The organism is Paraburkholderia sp. DD10, from assembly GCF_049177125.1.
GTDB lineage: Bacteria > Pseudomonadota > Gammaproteobacteria > Burkholderiales > Burkholderiaceae > Paraburkholderia > Paraburkholderia terricola.
Genome location: NZ_CP185393.1, coordinates 3,575,126 through 3,592,140 on the forward strand (window position 1 = coordinate 3,575,126; position 17,015 = coordinate 3,592,140).

At 63.5% G+C, this 17,015-nt stretch carries 17 protein-coding genes and 1 tRNA gene; 11 read left to right on the forward strand and 7 right to left on the reverse strand.

Translation table 11 applies throughout. The features are described from left to right. Nucleotides 1–109: 109 nt before the first annotated feature. On the forward strand, nt 110–1,402 hold the full coding sequence (locus ACOCG7_RS31560) for an MFS transporter (RefSeq protein WP_073432396.1): 1,293 nt from the start codon (nt 110–112) through the stop codon (nt 1,400–1,402). A 33-nt stretch (nt 1,403–1,435) separates the two neighbouring features. On the opposite strand, the gene ACOCG7_RS31565 is transcribed toward ACOCG7_RS31560, so the two are convergent. Both ACOCG7_RS31565 and ACOCG7_RS31570 read right to left on the reverse strand, forming a co-directional pair. Further along, the gene (locus ACOCG7_RS31565) at nt 1,436–2,953 is read right to left on the reverse strand and encodes an amidase (protein ID WP_073432415.1); all 1,518 of its coding nucleotides are present in this window, start codon (nt 2,951–2,953) and stop codon (nt 1,436–1,438) included. A gap of 250 nt (nt 2,954–3,203) precedes the next feature. Beyond that, on the reverse strand, nt 3,204–3,902 hold the full coding sequence (locus ACOCG7_RS31570) for a dienelactone hydrolase family protein (RefSeq protein WP_073432395.1): 699 nt from the start codon (nt 3,900–3,902) through the stop codon (nt 3,204–3,206). Nucleotides 3,903–4,585: 683 nt separating this feature from the next. Here ACOCG7_RS31570 and ACOCG7_RS31575 point away from each other — a divergent pair. Further along, nucleotides 4,586–5,731, forward strand: a complete 1,146-nt coding sequence (locus ACOCG7_RS31575; RefSeq protein ID WP_073432394.1) for a branched-chain amino acid ABC transporter substrate-binding protein — start codon at nt 4,586–4,588, stop codon at nt 5,729–5,731. A gap of 187 nt (nt 5,732–5,918) precedes the next feature. Here the strand turns inward: ACOCG7_RS31575 and ACOCG7_RS31580 are convergent, their stop codons facing one another. Continuing rightward, on the reverse strand, nt 5,919–7,130 hold the full coding sequence (locus ACOCG7_RS31580) for an MFS transporter (RefSeq protein ID WP_073432393.1): 1,212 nt from the start codon (nt 7,128–7,130) through the stop codon (nt 5,919–5,921). Nucleotides 7,131–7,321: 191 nt separating this feature from the next. Between ACOCG7_RS31580 and ACOCG7_RS31585 the strand changes: the two genes are divergently transcribed. The 3 genes from ACOCG7_RS31585 to ACOCG7_RS31595 all read left to right on the forward strand — a co-directional run bounded on the left by ACOCG7_RS31585 (nt 7,322) and on the right by ACOCG7_RS31595 (nt 10,201). After that, nucleotides 7,322–7,984, forward strand: coding sequence for a HugZ family protein (locus ACOCG7_RS31585; protein ID WP_073432392.1), 663 nt, complete (start codon nt 7,322–7,324; stop codon nt 7,982–7,984). Between the two features lie 394 nt (nt 7,985–8,378). Next, complete coding sequence (locus ACOCG7_RS31590) at nt 8,379–8,681, forward strand: H-NS family nucleoid-associated regulatory protein (protein ID WP_073432391.1); 303 nt, start codon at nt 8,379–8,381, stop codon at nt 8,679–8,681. 272 nt (nt 8,682–8,953) lie between these two features. Next, nucleotides 8,954–10,201, forward strand: a complete 1,248-nt coding sequence (locus ACOCG7_RS31595; protein WP_073432390.1) for a cation diffusion facilitator family transporter — start codon at nt 8,954–8,956, stop codon at nt 10,199–10,201. Between the two features lie 79 nt (nt 10,202–10,280). Here the strand turns inward: ACOCG7_RS31595 and ACOCG7_RS31600 are convergent, their stop codons facing one another. The 3 genes from ACOCG7_RS31600 to ACOCG7_RS31610 all read right to left on the reverse strand — a co-directional run bounded on the left by ACOCG7_RS31600 (nt 10,281) and on the right by ACOCG7_RS31610 (nt 12,108). Beyond that, nucleotides 10,281–10,739: an Lrp/AsnC family transcriptional regulator gene (locus ACOCG7_RS31600; RefSeq protein ID WP_012431468.1), complete on the reverse strand. Its 459-nt coding sequence runs from the start codon at nt 10,737–10,739 to the stop codon at nt 10,281–10,283. An 89-nt stretch (nt 10,740–10,828) separates the two neighbouring features. Beyond that, nucleotides 10,829–11,467, reverse strand: a complete 639-nt coding sequence (locus ACOCG7_RS31605; protein WP_073432389.1) for an exonuclease — start codon at nt 11,465–11,467, stop codon at nt 10,829–10,831. Then, nucleotides 11,464–12,108 (reverse strand): MBL fold metallo-hydrolase, encoded by a 645-nt coding sequence (locus ACOCG7_RS31610; protein ID WP_073432388.1) that lies wholly within the window; start codon nt 12,106–12,108, stop codon nt 11,464–11,466. Before ACOCG7_RS31610 ends, ACOCG7_RS31605 begins: the two co-directional genes overlap by 4 nt. A gap of 635 nt (nt 12,109–12,743) precedes the next feature. Between ACOCG7_RS31610 and ACOCG7_RS31615 the strand changes: the two genes are divergently transcribed. Then, the gene (locus ACOCG7_RS31615) at nt 12,744–13,349 is read left to right on the forward strand and encodes a septal ring lytic transglycosylase RlpA family protein (protein WP_374710913.1); all 606 of its coding nucleotides are present in this window, start codon (nt 12,744–12,746) and stop codon (nt 13,347–13,349) included. A gap of 149 nt (nt 13,350–13,498) precedes the next feature. Here the strand turns inward: ACOCG7_RS31615 and rsmI are convergent, their stop codons facing one another. Then, complete coding sequence (gene rsmI, locus ACOCG7_RS31620; RefSeq protein ID WP_073432386.1) at nt 13,499–14,377, reverse strand: 16S rRNA (cytidine(1402)-2'-O)-methyltransferase; 879 nt, start codon at nt 14,375–14,377, stop codon at nt 13,499–13,501. A 37-nt stretch (nt 14,378–14,414) separates the two neighbouring features. On the opposite strand from rsmI, the gene ACOCG7_RS31625 reads away from it, so the two are divergent. The 5 genes from ACOCG7_RS31625 to ACOCG7_RS31645 all read left to right on the forward strand — a co-directional run bounded on the left by ACOCG7_RS31625 (nt 14,415) and on the right by ACOCG7_RS31645 (nt 16,981). Continuing rightward, entirely contained in the window at nt 14,415–14,864 is a 450-nt protein-coding gene (locus ACOCG7_RS31625; RefSeq protein ID WP_073432385.1) for a YraN family protein, read from the forward strand. 226 nt (nt 14,865–15,090) lie between these two features. Further along, a complete protein-coding gene (locus tag ACOCG7_RS31630) occupies nt 15,091–15,678 on the forward strand; it encodes a phosphoheptose isomerase (protein ID WP_073432384.1) in 588 nt (195 codons plus the stop codon). Between the two features lie 22 nt (nt 15,679–15,700). Then, entirely contained in the window at nt 15,701–16,495 is a 795-nt protein-coding gene (locus tag ACOCG7_RS31635; RefSeq protein WP_073432383.1) for a BON domain-containing protein, read from the forward strand. Further along, nucleotides 16,492–16,842, forward strand: a complete 351-nt coding sequence (locus tag ACOCG7_RS31640) for a c-type cytochrome (protein WP_167363318.1) — start codon at nt 16,492–16,494, stop codon at nt 16,840–16,842. The genes ACOCG7_RS31635 and ACOCG7_RS31640 overlap by 4 nt, the downstream gene beginning before the upstream one ends. A gap of 63 nt (nt 16,843–16,905) precedes the next feature. Beyond that, nucleotides 16,906–16,981 (forward strand) — tRNA-Ala (locus ACOCG7_RS31645). The last annotated feature ends 34 nt before the right edge of the window (nt 16,982–17,015 follow it).

A 17,015-nucleotide genomic window follows, 5' to 3' on the forward strand; every position in this document is an offset into this window, starting at 1 on the left:
TACACTCCGTGACGGCCGCTGCGGGCAGCGTCGGTTTGTCCGGCGTACTCACGCGCCTCTACGTTGATACGACGCACCGCGAGACACTTTTCGCAAGCTGGAGATTTGAATGGCACCAGCGTCAAGTAGCCTCCACAGACGGGCCGTCGCCGCGGCGGTGATCGGCAATGCGCTCGAGTGGTATGACTTCACCGTGTTCGGTTTCCTGACGGTGGTGATCGCGCAGTTGTTCTTCCCGGCGGCCAACGATTATTCGTCGCTGCTCCTGACCACCGCGACCTTCGGCGTCGCTTTCGTGATGCGGCCGGTCGGCGGCATCGTACTCGGACTCTATGCGGATCGCGCGGGACGCAAGGCGGCGTTGTCGCTCGTCATCGCGCTGATGACGCTCGGCATTCTGCTGCTCGCGATCGCGCCGCCGTATTCGGCGATCGGCATCGGCGCGCCCTTGATGATCGTGCTCGGGCGTTTGCTGCAAGGCTTTTCCGCCGGCGGTGAGTTCGGCAGTTCGACCGCCTTGCTGATCGAAGCGGCGCCGTTCTCCAGGCGCGGCTTTTACGGCAGTTGGCAGATGTCGAGCCAGGCGGCGGCGCTCCTGCTCGGCGCCCTGGTGGGCGCGTTGGTCACGCGCGGCCTGTCGCCCGAGGCGTTGAAGTCCTGGGGCTGGCGCGTGCCGTTCATTCTCGGCTTGATCATCGGGCCGATCGGCTTTTACATTCGCCGGCATCTTGCCGATTCCGAAGTTTTTTTGCTCGCGAAAAAAACCGCGCGGCGCGCGACACTCGGCGAACTGTTCCGAAACCATAGCCGCGACGTGCTGTGCGGGCTAGGCGCGGTGATCGCGCTCACGGTGACGATCTACGTACTGATCAGCTATCTGCCGACCTTCGCGGTCAAGCAACTGAAGCTGCCTTACGGGCAATCGTTTTATGCGGTGATCGTCGGCAATCTGCTGTTGACCGTGCTCTCGCCGCTTACCGGCGCATGGTCCGACAGAATCGGACGCAAGGGGCTGTCGTTGTGGTCGCTGGCGATCACGCTCGTGATCATCTATCCGCTGTTCGCATGGCTCGCGGCAGAGCCGAGCGTGTCGAAACTGATACTCGTGCAGGCGCTGCTGTCGATCACGCTGTCCGGCTACTACGGGCCGTTCGGCGCGCTGATCGCCGAACTGTTCCCGGCTAACGTGCGCTCGATCGGTCTCTCCCTTGCCTACAACGTCGCGGTGATGATATTCGGCGGCTTCGGGCCTTTCATCGTGACGTGGCTCATCAAGACCACCGGCTCGCCGCTCGCGCCGACGTACTACGTGATGGCCGGGCTGGCGCTCTCCCTCGTCGCGGTGGCGTGCATGCCCGGCAAGCGCCACGCGGATCTCGACGCGCAGCGCAAACCGGCGTGACGTCGTCGAGACGATGAGCGGGCGTTACTCCATCTAGCTGCGCGCCGGCATCAGCGGCGGCCGCTTGTCGAACCACGGCCGCGCCGCTTCGAGTTGCGCGGCCAGCCGAAACAGCGTTGCCTCGCCGCCGTCACGCGCGGCGAATTGCACACCGACCGGCAGGCCACGCGCGTTCCAGTAAAGCGGCACCGACATCGCCGGCTGCCCGCTCAGATTGAACAGCTCGGTGCATCCCGCCCACGCGAATGCCTTGTTCGACGCTTCCATCAGCAGCTTTTTCATTAGCGGTTCGAGCGGCATCGCGGTGACGGCGCGCATCTGCATGCGTTCCGCGGAGGTGGGCTGCATCTCGCCGATCTTGATCGGCGCCGCCGCGAGCGTCGCGCACAGAATCACGTCGTAGCGGTGCAGCAGATCGGTGAGGCGTTCGGTGATGCGGCGTTGTTCCTCGAGCGCGGCGGGCAAGCCGCGTTCGCCGAGTTTGCGGCCGACGTGCGCCATCGCCCACGTCGAGATTTCGAATTCCTCGCGCAGCGGCTTGCGACCGGTGATGCGGTCGGCGTTCAGCACGAGTTCTTCGGCGGTCACCGACCAGAGCGTCAGAAACGCATGGCGCACAGCCGCGAAATCAATGCCGAGCGAGACGGGCTCGATGTTGTGACCGAGCGAGCGCGCGAGTTGCGCGGCGTCCTCGAGCGCGGCGCGCGCGTCGGCGGAGAGCGAAGGCGCGAGCATCGGTTCGGTGACGTAGGCGATGTTCAACGGCTTGCAGGGTTCGCGGCTCGCACCGAGGAACGTGCCTGGCGCACCGGACGGTCGGTCCGCATTGCCCGCCAGCAGATCGAGCAGCAACGCGCTGTCGCGCACGCTGCGCGATACCGCATGATCGACGCCGAGTTCGCCGGCGGCGCTCGGCGTGACGCGCGGCACGCGCCCGCGAGAGGGTTTGAGACCGAACAGTCCGCAGCATGACGCGGGAATGCGGATCGAGCCGCCGCCGTCCGACGCATGCGCGAGCGGCACGATGCCCGCCGCGACCGCCGCTGCCGCGCCGCCGCTCGAACCGCCGGGCGTATGGTCGAGATTCCACGGATTGCGGCACGCGCCGAACAGTTCGGGTTCCGTATAAGGCATCTGGCCGAGCTCGGACGTGCTGGTCTTCGCGAAGATATTGAGGCCGGCCGCTTTCGCGAGTGCGACCACCGGCGCGTCCTCGGTGGGAATGAAGTGCCGATAGTGGCGGCTGCCCATCGACATGCGCAGCCCGGCGACCGGCGCGCCCAGATCCTTGATCAGAAAGGGCACGCCTGCGAGCGCTCCTTGCGCGCGGTCGCTGTCGGCATGGTTCGCGCCGTTTGCCCGCTTCGCGTCGTCGCGCGACGCGCGTTCGCGCGCCGCGTCGTAGTCCTTCAGCACGATCGCATTGATCGCGGGATTGACGGCCTCGGTGCGCGAGATCGCGATGTCCAGCAATTCGCGCGCGCTGGCTTCGCGGGTTCGCACGAGTTCGGCGAGGCCGATGGCGTCATGGGCGAGATAGTCGGATTGCACCACGGATGAGCCCTCGCGAATCGAGTGTTGGATCTGCCGGTTGCCTATGCGCGCGACGAACCGCTCTGCCGGAGATTCGCTGGGCGGGGTTCATCGCCATGCATCGAGGAGGACGGCGCGCCGAACGCGCGCCGTCTGTGGGGAGAGTACCTGAGTTGCGGGGGTGAACTGCGCGCGCGGATCAAAAGCGCGCGTGACGGTCACGGGCCACGGGTCACAGCCGCGAGTCTCGCGAGTTATAGCCGGCGAATTACAGCCGCTCACCGAGGAAGGTCAGCGTGCGGCCATGCGCGAGCGCGGCGGCGCGCTGGTTATACGACGCACGGTCCGAGCAGTTGAAGCCGTGATCGGCGTTCGGATAGATGTGAAACTCGGCATCGGTGCGGCCGGCGAAGCGCTCCTGAACCTGGCCGACCGCCGACACCGGAATATTCGCATCGAGTTCGGCGTAGTGGAATTGCATCGGCACCTTGATCTTCGCCGCTTGCTCGAGCTGATTCTGGATGCCGCCGCCGTAATAGGCGACCGCGCCATCGAGCGTGCCCTGCGCCGCCGCCAGGTAAGCGAGCCGTCCGCCGAAGCAGTAGCCGATTGCCGCAATCTTGCCGGTCACTTCCGGCATGGCGCGCAGCGCCGCGGCGGTCGCGCCGATATCGGCGACGGCCTGATCGACGTTGGTCTTTTGCAGCAGTTCGATGCCCTTCGCGCGATCCGCGCCGTCATACGTCAACTCGACGCGCGGCTGCACGCGCCAGAACACGTCCGGCGCGAGCGCGACGTAGCCGTCTTGCGCATACTGATCCGCGACCGAGCGGATATGGCTGTTCACGCCGAAGATTTCCTGGATGATGATGACGGCCGGTCCCTTGCCGCCCTTGGGCAACGCGAGGTAGCCGCCGAAGCTGTCGTTGCCGGCGGGGATGTCGATCCATCGGGAAGTCGTGCTCATGCTGCTCTCCATATACCCATGCGCCGCTGCGCGAGGTCGGTCTGAATGAAGCCAAGGCTTGAATGCCTGAAGCGGGCGGTCAGTTTGCCACCAAAAGAAACGCCTTGCAGGACGCCCCCTGCGCCGCGAAGCCGCACTCGACGAAGCGCGGCGCGCGGTGAGAACCGCGTGCGGCGAATGAGCATGCTCGATGATTCATCTTTCGGCGGGCGGCGCGAATCGTCGCGCTGGCGCGTTTGCTTCGGTGTGGTTCGAGCGCGTTCGCACGCGTCTCGCGCGCGCCCGTATAAAGCCTGTTTTTTAGGCAAAAAACATGACCGAAGCATTAACGGTTTAACACGCTAAAAGCGTTGAGCCGCGCGGTTAGACGAAAGCCTCACATAGCGGAAACCCGCATGGGTTGGTGCTTTCCAGTCGATGCGTCCAGTCGGAATCGGTCGCTGTTGGATAAACGCTATTAGTGTTGATCCCACTTCCTCAAAAAAGCCCCACAAATTAATTTGATGGCCTACACTTGCGCGCAAGTACGGCTTGCCGCCTGCCACAAACAGTCCGGCAAACGTGCTTGCCAAGTGCATGAACGATGCAACCGGCGTGGTCGTCCACGGGATTGAGCGACACGTGTTGGTGAAGCGGGGGCACAGGCGATTACGTTGTTTTTGGGACCGAAACTGGAGACTTACATGAACATCAAGATTCAAAAGCTGTTGCCCATCAGCGCTGCGGCGATGCTGTTCGCAACGTTGGCAACAACGGCTGCAGCCGACACGGTCGTGAAGATCGGTCACGTTGCGCCGCTCACTGGCGGTATCGCTCACCTGGGGAAAGACAACGAAAACGGCGCGCGCCTGGCAGTTGAAGAAATCAACGCCAAGGGCCTGACGATCGGCGGCCAGAAGGTCACGCTGCAACTCGATCCGCAAGACGATGCAGCCGACCCGCGCACGGCTACGCAAGTCGCGCAGAAACTGGTCGACGACAAGGTCGTCGCAGTGGTCGGCCACCTGAACTCGGGTACGTCGATCCCGGCTTCGAAGATCTATAGCGATGCGGGCATCGTGCAGATCTCGCCGTCGGCAACCAACCCGGCCTACACGCAACAAGGTTTCAAGACGACGTACCGCGTCGTGGCAACCGACGCGCAACAAGGTCCGGCGCTGGCTAACTACGCCGCCAAGGGTCTGAAAGTGAAGAGCGTCGCGATCGTCGACGACTCGACCGCTTACGGCCAGGGTCTCGCAAACGAATTCGAGAAGACCGCCAAGTCGCTGGGCCTGAAAGTGATGTCGCATGACGCGACGAACGACAAGGCTGTCGACTTCCGCGCGATTCTGACGAAGATCAAGGGCGAAAACCCGGACGCGATCATGTACGGCGGCATGGACGCCACCGGCGGCCCCTTCGCCAAGCAAGCCAAGCAGCTCGGCCTGCGCGCCAAGGTGCTGGCAGGCGACGGCGTGTGTACCGACAAGCTGGCCGACCTGGCAGGCGACGCAACCGACAACATCGTTTGCTCGGAAGCCGGTATGGCGCTCGAAAAGATGGCCGGCGGCCCGGCGTTCCTCGCCAAGTATCAGAAGCGTTTCGGTCAGCCGATCCAGATCTACGCGCCGTTCACGTATGACGCGGTGTACATCGTCGTCGACGCCATGAAGCGTGCGAGCTCGACCGATCCGGCGAAGATCCTGGCAGCGATGCCGAGCACCGACTACAAGGGTGTGATCGGCGAAACCACCTTCGACGCGAAGGGCGATCTTCAGCATGGCGTGATCTCGCTGTACAACTACAAGTCGGGCAAGAAGACGCTGCTCGACGTGGTGAAGATGTAAGACTGCATGACCGAAGACAGCGTTTGTCTGTCTTCGGTCGAGCGGTTAAAAGGCACGCGCGCCGTAGGGCTCGCGTGCCTTTTCTTTTATGCGTGGTCGATATGCCGATTCAAGGCGCCGCGCTGGCGCAATCGTTTGCCCGCGCGTGGATGGATAGGCTGGGTGTCGTGCGCGGCCCGCGCTCGTGTCAGATCTTCAAACGACGCAGCACCTTCGGCCCGGCAATCGCGATCAATGCGCAACACACGGCCACCACGGACAAGCCGATCGGCAAACTGGTCGCCTGCGTCACGGCGCCGATGATCACCGGCCCAAGCAGCAGCCCGAAGTAAGCGAGTCCGGCGACGTGCGCGAGTCCTTCCGCAGCGTGAATGCCCTTGACGCTCGCCGCCGCCGCGAACAGCACGGGCATCATGTTCGCGAGGCCGAGCCCCATCAGCGTGAAGCCGACGAGCGCCGCCACCGGGTTGGGCAGCAGCAATGCGCCGACCATTCCGGCGCCGGCGAGCGTCGCGCTCGCCATCACCAGTTGTGGCGCGCCGAAGCGGGCGCGCACCGCGTCGCCGGCGAAGCGCGCCGCCGCCATGCCGCCCGAGAACGCCGCATACGCGGCACTCGCGAGCGCGGGCGTGCTCAGCACGACGTCGCGCATATAGACAGTGGCCCAGTCGTACATCGCGCCTTCCGCGATCAGCGCGACCAGGGCCATCACGCCCAGCGCCCACAAGGCCGGCGAGCGCCAGCGGTTGGCGCGCGGCGTGGCGGCGTCGGGATGCTCGGCATGCGGCACGTGCGGCAGCACCGCGGGGCAGGCGGCGATCAGAACCAGCGCGCTGACCGCCGCGGCCAGCGCGAGATGCAGCGCCGGCGCCATGCCGCGCGACAGCAACGCGCCGCCAGCCGCCGCGCCGAACATCCCGCCGACGCTGAACATGCCGTGCAGCGATGACATGATCGGCTTGCCGAGCGCCTTTTCGACGGCGCTGGCTTCGGCGTTCATCGCGACGTCGAGCGTGGCCATGCCCGCGCCGAAAATCGCCAGCACGATCAGCAGCAGCCAGTAAGCCGGCACGATCAGAATCAGCGCCGCGCACGCCGCCATCACGAGGCCGCCGGCGAGGCAGGCGCGGCGCGTGCCGACTCGCGCGATCCACGACGCATTGGCCGCCATGGCGCCGATCGAGCCGCCCGCCACCGCCAGCAGCGCAAACGAGAGCATCGCCGCATTCAGATGAAAGCGGTCGCGCACCGTCGGCACATGCACGCCCCACGACGCGTACATCATCCCCGCGATGAAGAACACGGCCATCGTGGCGAGGCGGGCCCGCTGCCTGGCTGTGTCGGACAGTTCGCGGTGAGCGGCAGGAAGGGCGGCGAAGTCGGAAGAGCGGTCGGACACTGAGATCCCGTGGACGGATGACACGCGGAAAGCGCGTTGCGGTGAATTTCCGATTCTAGCGAAGCGGCCGGGCTTATGCTTGCGAGGCGCTTTCAGGAGACTTGGAAGCCGGTACTTGAACGCCTACGATTATTTGAGCCATACGTGACGGGCGCATTAGGGGCGTCCGCTATCCATCGAGGAACGCGTACTTGAACATTCCCGCTCATGCTCCGCTGCATCTGCTGCACACGACTGCCGTCGGCACGCTGGCTACTCACGCTCGCGAGCCGGAGGGCTTTCCTTATCCCACCGTGCTGCCGTTCGCGCCGGACCCGCGGCATCGCCCGACGATTCTCATCAGCCGGCTCGCCGAGCACACGCACAATCTGCGCGCCGACCCACGCGCCGGTTTCCTCGTCGTCGACGCACCCGACGGCGACGTGCTGAACGGTCAGCGCGTGACCTTGCTGGGCACCTTCGAAGCGATCGACCCGGCTCCCGAGGTCGTGCAGCGCTATCTGCGCTATCACCCGGATGCGCAACGCTATCTCGCGCTCGGCGATTTCACGTTCTGGACCCTGCAAATCGAGCGTTTGCGCTATATCGGCGGCTTCGGTGCGATGGGATGGCTCGACGGCGCGGAACTCGATCCGCTGCCGCCGCTCGGTTTCGACGAGGAAAGCGCGCTGCTCGCGCACTTCAGCGACTATCGTGAGGGCGTCGGCGGTGGGCAACTGCTCGGCGTCGACCGATATGGCGCCGATCTGAAACTGAACGGAGCACGCAGCCGCTTTGCCTTCGAGGACGCCAAACTCGATCGTGAAGCGTTGCATGCGGCAGTGGAAGATTGCATGCGGCGACACGCCAATTAGGTGATTCATTGCCATGCCGGGAAAACACGCATGCGGCAATAACACCGCGCAACAAGTCTGACAATATGTTACGGGATTGCAGCTAAGCTGTCATGAAATGAAATGTTGATGCTCGATCGACATCTTAAGTTTCATTTTTTGATAATTAATCCAATAATTACTGATGCCGGTTGGAATGCTTCTGTAAAAATCTCAATCCATCTATTCGGAACATGTGCACAACCCCACGTTGATCCGAAATTTTTCGAAACGAAATTGAATTAATTTTCTCCGCCCGCTTTTGTTGTCTTTCTATTTTGTGTTAATCTCGCCGTCAAATTCCGAGGCATGATCACTTACAAGGGCAAGCCGGCTTAAGACTGGCAGTCATTTATCCGAACCACAAAGGGAATCTATGTCTTCCTACAAGGAACTACTCGCACAGCGCGAGAAGCTTGAAAAGCAGATCGAAGAAGCGAAGTCGCGCGAATACGCGGAAGTGTTGAATGAGATCAAGCAGAAAATGGCCGATTACGGCATTACGCTGGCGGAACTCGGTGGCGGCCGTGCTGCCAAGGGCGCTAAAGCCGGTCGTCCGCGTGCAGGTGTCGCACCGAAATATCGCGACCCGGATAGCGGTAGCACATGGTCGGGCCGTGGCAAGCCGCCGCGCTGGATCGCCGGTCTGGACCGCGATAAATTTCTGATTCAGAAATAATCCCATCGCATCAATAGTCGTACAAATAGGTTCAATCAGCCGCGCACATGATGCGTTGCTGTCCGACAAAAACCGCGTACCAGTCAGGGCGCGGTTTTTTTATTGCGTCGGCGTGCTGCCGCGGTCTCTTGCATACGCTCGAAATGGTTCGAACACGAATGCTTTTCGTTTAGATAAGCAACTGATTTGAAAGGATATTTCTGGCATTTTCCGCTCGTTTTCGAGATGCAGCGGGTAGAATACAGGGATTGAACTTTTCATCTGCTTCTCCGATGCCTTCCGTCGCCGCAGTTCAGTCCGCAGAGAAACAGCACGTTGCGCGCAAAAGCACCCTTGTGAGTATTGCGCTCAACGCGGTGTTGATGACGCTGCAAATCTTCATTGGCGTGTTTGCTCACTCCCAGGCACTCGTCGCGGACGGCATCCATTCGCTCGCCGATCTGATTTCCGATTTTGTCGTCCTGATCGCCAATCGGCACAGCGGCGCAAAGCCCGACGCGGATCACAATTACGGACACAGCCGCTATGAAACGGTGGCTTCGTTATTTCTGGGCGGATTGCTGATTGCGGTGGGCGTCGGCATGTTGTGGCGTGCCGGCACGCGTCTCGCCGATCTGGAAAGCATCCCGGCCGTCCATATGAGCGCGCTCGTCGTCGCCGTGCTGGTGCTGATTTCAAAAGAGAGCCTGTTTCGCTACATGCTGCGCGAAGCGCAGCGCGTGCGCTCGGCCATGTTGATCGCGAACGCCTGGCATGCGCGCTCGGATGCGGCGTCGTCGTTGGTGGTGGCGATCGGCATTGTCGGCAGTCTCGCCGGGGTGCGCCTGCTCGACCCGATCGCCGCGGCGATCGTCGGTTTCATGGTGGCGCGCATGGGCTGGATGTTCGGTTGGGACGCGCTGCAAGATCTCTCGGACCGCGCGCTCGATCAGTCGGCTACCGCCGACATGCGCGCGCTGCTGCTCTCCACGCCGGGCGTGCGCGACGTGCATGAAATGCGCACTCGCAAGATGGGCGACTTCGCGCTCGTCGACGCGCATATTCTGGTCGATCCGCTGATTTCGGTCTCGGAGGGCCATTACATCGCCGAGTCGGCGCGCTTGCGGGTGCTGACCGACAATCGCGTGCTCGACGCTCTGATTCACGTCGATCCGGAGAACGATGCGCTCGCGCGTCCGCCAGTCGATCTGCCTACCAGGGAGCGGGTGGTTGCCGAGGTGGACGCCGCCTTGGCCGCGGCCGGCGTGAAAGCCGCAGCGGTCAACATCCACTACCTGAGCACGGGACTCGACGTCGAAGTGGTGTTGCCCGCGCTGGTTTCCGGTGCCGACGCGGACGTCGGGCGACGGTTAGCGCGCGTCGATCTAGGTGCGCTCAAGCGTCGCCTGGGCGCCCGCAAACTCGACGTACTGCAGGAATTGAACGCGCCCTCAGCCGGCGGATCCGATTCGGCGGCAGTGACGGGGAGCGGTGGGTCGATCGCGCGCGCGAAGGGCGCGGAGCGGCACAGTACCACCTGATCGCGGCGCGGGCACGAACGGCGTCACTAGACACACCCAAGCGCCAAGGCTCGAGCGCGGCGGCGGAATCCACTCGTCCTTACAGCGGCAATTGCGTGTCGAATTTGATTTCGCGCAGCACGACGCTCGTGCGCACCTGCGCGACGGCGGGAATCTTGAAGATGCGTTCGTGCAGAAAGCTGTCGTACGCCTTGATGTCGGGCGCGACGATCTTGAGGATGTAGTCCGATTCTCCGGTCGTGCTGTAGCACTCGGTGACTTCCGGACAGGTGGCGATTTCCCGCTCGAACTGCTCCACGCCGCCTTCGGTATGGCGCGTGAGATGAATGTGCGCGAGCGCGCAAACATGCAGCCCCAGCTTTTCGCGATCGAGCAGCGCCGTGTAGCGCTGGATCACCCCCGATTGCTCCATGTCCTTGATACGCCGCCAACATGGGGTGCTCGACAGGCCGACCTGGTCGGAAATCTCTTGCACCGAACGGCGCGCGTCGAGCTGTAGCAGACGCAGGATTTTTTGAGAGAACGTATCGAGTGTCAACTGCGCCTCCGTTTGCGTCGCCGTATCATGCATGGTAGAGGGCGCGAAAACGAAACGCAATCTAAAACGGCTCCAACGAGGGAGATTCCCTAATTTGCCGGTTCCTCAGCGGCGTTTTGTCCTGAGCCGTCCCCATCTTTAGCTGTTGCGAGTACCGCGGCCTGGGTTGCCGCCTGGGTCGCGCGCAAGTCCTTCAGCATGTTGCAGAAGAGCGCGCCCTGTTCGATCGCATCGTCCAGCGCCACATGCGTATGCGGATGCTCGTCGAACCAGTGTTTCGGAAAGCGCGGCTTGATGTTCTTGCGGTACGGCAGGCCGGTCATCGCGAACGCAAGCGTCTTGATGTCGAGCGCCGACCATGAAAACGGGCAGCGGCCGACGAACCGCATCATGTACCAGAACATATAGGTGAAGTCGAAGCCCGCCGGCATCGCCACGAATACCGGCTTGCCCGGCAAGGCCTCGACCCAGTCGACGTAAGCCGTCAACGCGGCCGCGGGATGCTGCAAGTCCTTGCGGCAGGCTTCCCACGCCTCGGGCTGCGTCTTCCACCACGCTTCCTGCACCGGATGCGGCTTGGCGCCCTCGAGCAATTCGAGATTCGCCGAGAAAGTGGCGATCAACTGCTTGTCTTCCGTGTAGGCGGCGGAGGCGAAACTGAGCATCGAATGCGGGCCGGGAATCGGACCGTCCGCTTCGACGTCGGTGCTCACATAGATTTCGCTCATGCCTCGACTCCGTCGGCGACATACGGATTGGTGCGGCGCTCGTCACCGAACGTCGAGGTGGGCCCGTGGCCGGGCACGAACGTCACGTCGTCGCCGAGCGGCCAGAGTTTTTCGCGGATCGAACGCACCAGGTCCGCGTGATTGCCGCGCGGAAAATCCGTGCGGCCGATCGAACCGGCGAATAGCACGTCGCCCACCAGCGCCAGCCGATGCGCGCGGCTAAAGAACACCACGTGACCCGGCGTGTGTCCGGGGCAGTGATAAACCTCGAGCGTTTCGTCGCCGAACTGCACGGTGTCGCCGTTGTGCAGCCAGCGGTCCGGTTCGAACGCGTCGGCGGCGGGGAAACCGAAGCGGGTGCTTTGATCCGGCAGCTTGTCGAGCCAGAACCGCTCGTCGGGATGCGGGCCTTCGATCGGCACGCCGTAATGCATGGCGAGCGTCTTTGCGCCGGCGCAGTGATCGATATGGCCGTGCGTGAGGAAGACTTTTTCGACCGTCACGTTCTGGCGCGCGATCTCGCCGTGGATGACGTCGAGGTCGCCGCCCGGATCGACGACGGCCGCGCGTCCGGTCGCCTCGCACACGAGCAGCGAACTGTTCTGCTGGAACGGCGTGACAGGGATCAAGGTGACTTTCATGAGTGACGGCGCCGCAGGTAAAACGTTGATTGTACCGGCCTCTTGCCGACTCTCGCGGAGGCCGCCGAGGTCCGTGGTCGGCGACTTTTGTCTGCTCATTTTTGCAGCACGCGTGAAAATTCATCAAGGTTTTCAGTCGCTTGCCGTCTCAAAAATTTCTTTTAGGTATAATGCCGCTATGCACGGGTCATTGTGCATGCCACACGGCGATGCGTCCCCATCATAAAAGGGGCGCGGGATCGCCAGTCAAGTATGGGCCGCCGCAGTTGTCGGCGGCCGTCAGGTATCGATGCATTCGATGCACACGTCTTGCCCAGCCAGGCGCCGCGCGCCTGCTACGGACTTAACGTCCGTGACGCTGGGTGGGGCCTACGCCGCCGTTCCTGTGCGCTGAGTTTCGCGCGCAAGAACGTGTTTGCCACGTTCGATGGCGGCATGTGGGGTCTGGTCAGGCTGCCGGGGACAGGTTGCGCCAGACGTGAAAATTAACCGTGCGGTAGCGGCTGGTTAGCCGCATCCGGGCTTTGACGTACTGCGCTCATCTGCGCGGCGCGTTGTCGTCCCTTATCGCCGGAGTCGCAGGCAACACGCTCAACTTTCGCGTGATGCGGCTCGACAATGTGATTACACGTCTTATGAAAACTCGGTTATCCCGTGGTCTGGGGACTCTTTTTGCTTTTTTTGTGCTGGCCGGCTGTGCGACCCCTCCGGACGCCCGCAACACCTCGGCAAGCGGTGCGCCGCTGAGCACGAAAAACGCGCAAGCGGCCTCCTTCGGGCCGCAAGCCTTCGGTAGCGCGCCGGCATCCGGCGCTGCGGCCCAAGGTCCGTCGCTGGCCGACGCGAAGCCCCTCACCGAGGACGGCCCCGCCGCCGCGGATTTCCGCCAGACCGGTCGCGCGTCGTGGTACGGCCGCGCCTTCCATGGCCGCCGCACCGCCAACGGCGAGCGTTACGACATGCATGCGCTCACCGCCGCACATCGCACGTTGCCGCTCGGTTCTTTTGTGCGGGTGACCAATCCGGCAACTTCGCGCTCGGTCGTCGTGCGTATCAACGACCGCGGCCCGTACGCGCGCGGCCGGGTGATCGATCTGTCGATGGCCGCCGCAAACGCGCTCGACATGCGCCACGCGGGTACGGCGCGGGTCAAGATCGAGGGTTTGACGCAGCAGGAAGCACGCGCCGCGCGTAACGAAATGCTGGCGTCGAACGCGTCGGGACCGAGCGCGGAGAAATAAAGTGATGACGGCGGGCGCGTTTCGGGCGCGCTCGTGGTTGCCGCGCGGCACGACGGGCAGATCATGCTCACGCGCTGCCGCAGGAACGAAAAGGGCCGCACAGTCGAATAACTGTGCGGCCCTTTTCGTTTGCCCCTGTTGCCCTCTGTTTATTCTTCGTCTTTCTTCAGCGCCAATGCGCGGGTGTATAGCGCATTGCGCGACGCTCCGGTGATAGCCGCCGCGACTTTCGCCGCGCTGCTCACCGTCAGTTCTTCCAGCAAGATGCCCAGCAGAGCGTCGTGATCGTGTTCGCCGGCGGCCTCGGGCTGCGCACCTTCCACCACTAGCACAAATTCACCGCGCTGCCGGTTCGGATCGGCCGCGAGCCACGTTGGCCCTTCGGCCAGGGTGCCGCAATGCAGCGCTTCGTGTAACTTCGTCAATTCCCGTGCGATGAGCAGCTTGCGCTCGCCGTCGAAAGCGTCGGCCAAGGCTTGCACCGTTTCGACGATCCGGTGCGGCGCTTCGTAGAACACCATTGCGTGCGGATGCTTCGCGAGCGCTTGCAGCGTCGCGGCGCGCGCCTTTGCCTTCGGTGGCAGAAAGCCGAGGAACGAGAACGTCGCCACCCAGTCGCCGGCCGCGCTCAATGCGGTCGCGAGTGCGCTCGCGCCTGGCAATGGAATGATCGGATAGCCGGCTTCGCGTACTGCGTCCACGAGTTTCGCGCCGGGATCGGAGATGCCCGGCGTGCCCGCATCCGACACGTAGGCGACACGTTCGCCGGCTTGCAGATGCTCGATCAGGCGCTGCGCCGCCGCGCGCTCGTTGTGCTGATGGACCGCGACGAGCGGCTTGGAAATGCCGTAGCGCGCGAGCAGTTGACCTGTGTTGCGGGTGTCTTCGGCGGCGATGCGGTCCACCAGTCCGAGCACATGCAGCGCGCGCAGCGTGACGTCGGCGATGTTGCCGATCGGCGTCGCCACCACATACAGCGCGGCGGTGGGGTACTGCTGCCCTTGCGCGAGTTCGGAGAGAGGAGTCATGAGGCAGAAGACGCAAACAGACGGAAGAAGGCCGCCATTGTGCCACGCAGGGCCGGGCGATCCGGGCGGCGGCCCGCCGGCGCGGCGCGCATCCGCCGACCGGCACAACTTTTCGAGATCAACTGGGTCGAAATTCGTCGGCTCCGCTTTCGAGGCGCGCGCGCAGGAATTCTTGCAGCGGCAGCGCTTGCGGTTCGTCGCGCGTAACGTGTCGTGCCGTGGCGGCGAAATCGATCTCGTGATGCGCGATCGCGACGGCGCGCTGGTGTTCGTCGAAGTCCGTGCGCGGGCGCAACGGCACTATGGCGGCGCGGCGGCGAGTATCGGCTGGCAGAAGAAGCAGCGGATCGTGCGCGCCGCGCGGCATTATCTGGCGAGTCGCAGCCAGCGTTCACAGGATGAGCCTGCATGCCGTTTCGATGTGATTGCGTTCGAAGCGGGTCGGCTCATCTGGCTGCGCGATGCGTTTCGCGCAGACGAAGTCTGACGCCATGCGCTGAGAAGGCGCGTGAGTGCGATAAACTTGCGCTCGCGTGCGGGCCACGGGGCGATGCCGATGATGCAGCCAGCAGCGTGTCTCGCGATGTTCGTCACGCGACCGATGAGTGCGCTGCATGACCGGCATGGCTCGTCAACGTCACGCGACTTCGCAATACGACTTCACAACACGGCCGCGCACTGCGGTCCATTCGCGGTAGAAAGATAGAGACTCGATGTCAGTCGAACGCATTCAACAACACTTCCGCGATAGCGCGGCAGTCAAACTCGAAGCCTTGGAAACCCTGTCGATGCCGATCGCCGCCGCGATCGACACGATGTTCGCCGCGCTCGCCAACGGCAACCGCATTCTGGCGTGCGGCAACGGTGGCTCGGCGGCGGACGCGCAGCATTTCGCCGCCGAACTGATCGGCCGGTTCGAGCGCGAGCGTCCGGGCCTGCCCGCGATCGCGCTTTCCACCGACACGTCGGTGCTTACCGCGATCGCCAACGATTATTCGTTCGAGCAGATTTTCTCGAAGCAGGTCTGGGCGCTCGGCCAGCCGGGCGACGTCTTGCTGGCGATCACCACCTCGGGCAATTCCGCCAACGTGCTCGCCGCGATCGAGGCCGCGCACGAGCGCGAAATGATCGTGGTCGCGCTGACCGGCAAGGGCGGCGGGCGCATGCAGGACGTATTGAGCGATACCGATATCCACGTGTGCGTGCCGTCCGATCGCACCGCGCGTGTCCAGGAAGTGCATTTACTGACCATCCATTGTCTGTGCGACGGCATCGATGCCATGTTGCTGGGCGAAGACTGACTGATTTAAGGAGAGCTGGTTGATGAGCGTATTCCGCGTCAAGAAGACACTGGTGAGAACCGTGCTCGTGGTTGGGTTCGCGGCGGGGTTGTCCGCGACGTTGCAGGGTTGCTTCCTTGCGGTTGCCGGCGCGGCGGGCGGCGGCGCGCTGGTGGCGACCGACCGGCGCACGCTCGGCGCGCAGACCGAAGACCGTGAATTGCAGGTGAAGGCGCTGTCGCAGATCAGCCAGAATCTGCCGGACGCGGCGCACGTCAACGTGGCGGTGTTCAATCGCCGCGTGCTGCTGACCGGCGAGGTGCCGGGCGAAGTGTCGAAGCAGCGCGCCGAGACCATCGTGCGGGGCTTGAACAACGTGAATACGATCGTCAACGAACTGGCGATCATGCCGGCGACCTCGTTCTCGTCGCGCACGAACGACACGTATCTGGAGACGCGTGTGAAGACCGCGCTGATCGCGGAGAAGAATATTTCGGCGAACAACTTCAAGGTCGTGGCCGAGCGTGGCTCGGTCTATCTGATGGGGCTCGTCACGATGGACGAAGGCAATCGCGGCGCCGACGTCGCGAGCCGCGTGCCGGGTGTGACGCAGGTCGTGAAGGTGTTCCAGTACATCCAGCCGCAGGAAGCCACGGCCGCGGCCGCTGCCGCGGGAACCGCGCCGGTGGCCGCGTCGCAACCGGACGCCAGCGCTCCGACGATCGGGGCGATTCCGGATTCGTCGGTGAGTTCGCGCCCGCTCGAACAGCAGGCGCCCGCGCCGGTTACCAATTCGAACTCGGTGCATCCGGGTAATCCGAAGGCGACGACGCCGTGAAGCGGGACGTGGCTGTCTTTGCCGCCACATTGACGCTTGGCGTGGCGGCGAGTGCTTTTGTATCCACGGCGCACGCTGACGATGCGCCGCGTGGTCGAATGGTCGCGAACGCGAATGCCTGCATGGGATGTCACGCGGTGGACCGCAAACTGGTCGGGCCGTCGTTCCAGCAGATCGCCGCGAAGTACAAGGGTGACGTCCAAGCGCCGGCGAAATTGTCGCGCAAGGTGAAGGAGGGCGGCTCCGGCGTGTGGGGCATGATTCCGATGCCGGCGCATCAATCGATGAGCGATGCGGACATTCGCACGGTGGTGGATTGGGTGCTTGCCGGCGCGCCATCGAAGTGACTTTTGGCGTGCCGCGGCGCTTGGCAAAACGGAAAATGCTTGTGCTAGAATTGTTCGCACGTTGGGGGGGTAGCTCAGCTGGGAGAGCGTCGCGTTCGCAATGCGAAGGTCGGGAGTTCGATCCTCCTCCTCTCCACCACCGAAGTTGCAGTTAGCAATGTCTTTCACGGAAA

What these genes read in the sequence shown, in the direction of transcription:
- ACOCG7_RS31570 (WP_073432395.1), bottom strand. Translation starts at nt 3,902, where the DNA reads ATGAGCACGACTTCCCGATGGATCGACATCCCCGCCGGCAACGACAGC.
- ACOCG7_RS31615 (WP_374710913.1), top strand. Translation starts at nt 12,744, where the DNA reads ATGAAAACTCGGTTATCCCGTGGTCTGGGGACTCTTTTTGCTTTTTTT.
- ACOCG7_RS31630 (WP_073432384.1), top strand. Translation starts at nt 15,091, where the DNA reads ATGTCAGTCGAACGCATTCAACAACACTTCCGCGATAGCGCGGCAGTC.
- ACOCG7_RS31575 (WP_073432394.1), top strand. Translation starts at nt 4,586, where the DNA reads ATGAACATCAAGATTCAAAAGCTGTTGCCCATCAGCGCTGCGGCGATG.
- rsmI (WP_073432386.1), bottom strand. Translation starts at nt 14,377, where the DNA reads ATGACTCCTCTCTCCGAACTCGCGCAAGGGCAGCAGTACCCCACCGCC.
- ACOCG7_RS31610 (WP_073432388.1), bottom strand. Translation starts at nt 12,108, where the DNA reads ATGAAAGTCACCTTGATCCCTGTCACGCCGTTCCAGCAGAACAGTTCG.
- ACOCG7_RS31590 (WP_073432391.1), top strand. Translation starts at nt 8,379, where the DNA reads ATGTCTTCCTACAAGGAACTACTCGCACAGCGCGAGAAGCTTGAAAAG.
- ACOCG7_RS31595 (WP_073432390.1), top strand. Translation starts at nt 8,954, where the DNA reads ATGCCTTCCGTCGCCGCAGTTCAGTCCGCAGAGAAACAGCACGTTGCG.
- ACOCG7_RS31560 (WP_073432396.1), top strand. Translation starts at nt 110, where the DNA reads ATGGCACCAGCGTCAAGTAGCCTCCACAGACGGGCCGTCGCCGCGGCG.
- ACOCG7_RS31605 (WP_073432389.1), bottom strand. Translation starts at nt 11,467, where the DNA reads ATGAGCGAAATCTATGTGAGCACCGACGTCGAAGCGGACGGTCCGATT.
- ACOCG7_RS31635 (WP_073432383.1), top strand. Translation starts at nt 15,701, where the DNA reads ATGAGCGTATTCCGCGTCAAGAAGACACTGGTGAGAACCGTGCTCGTG.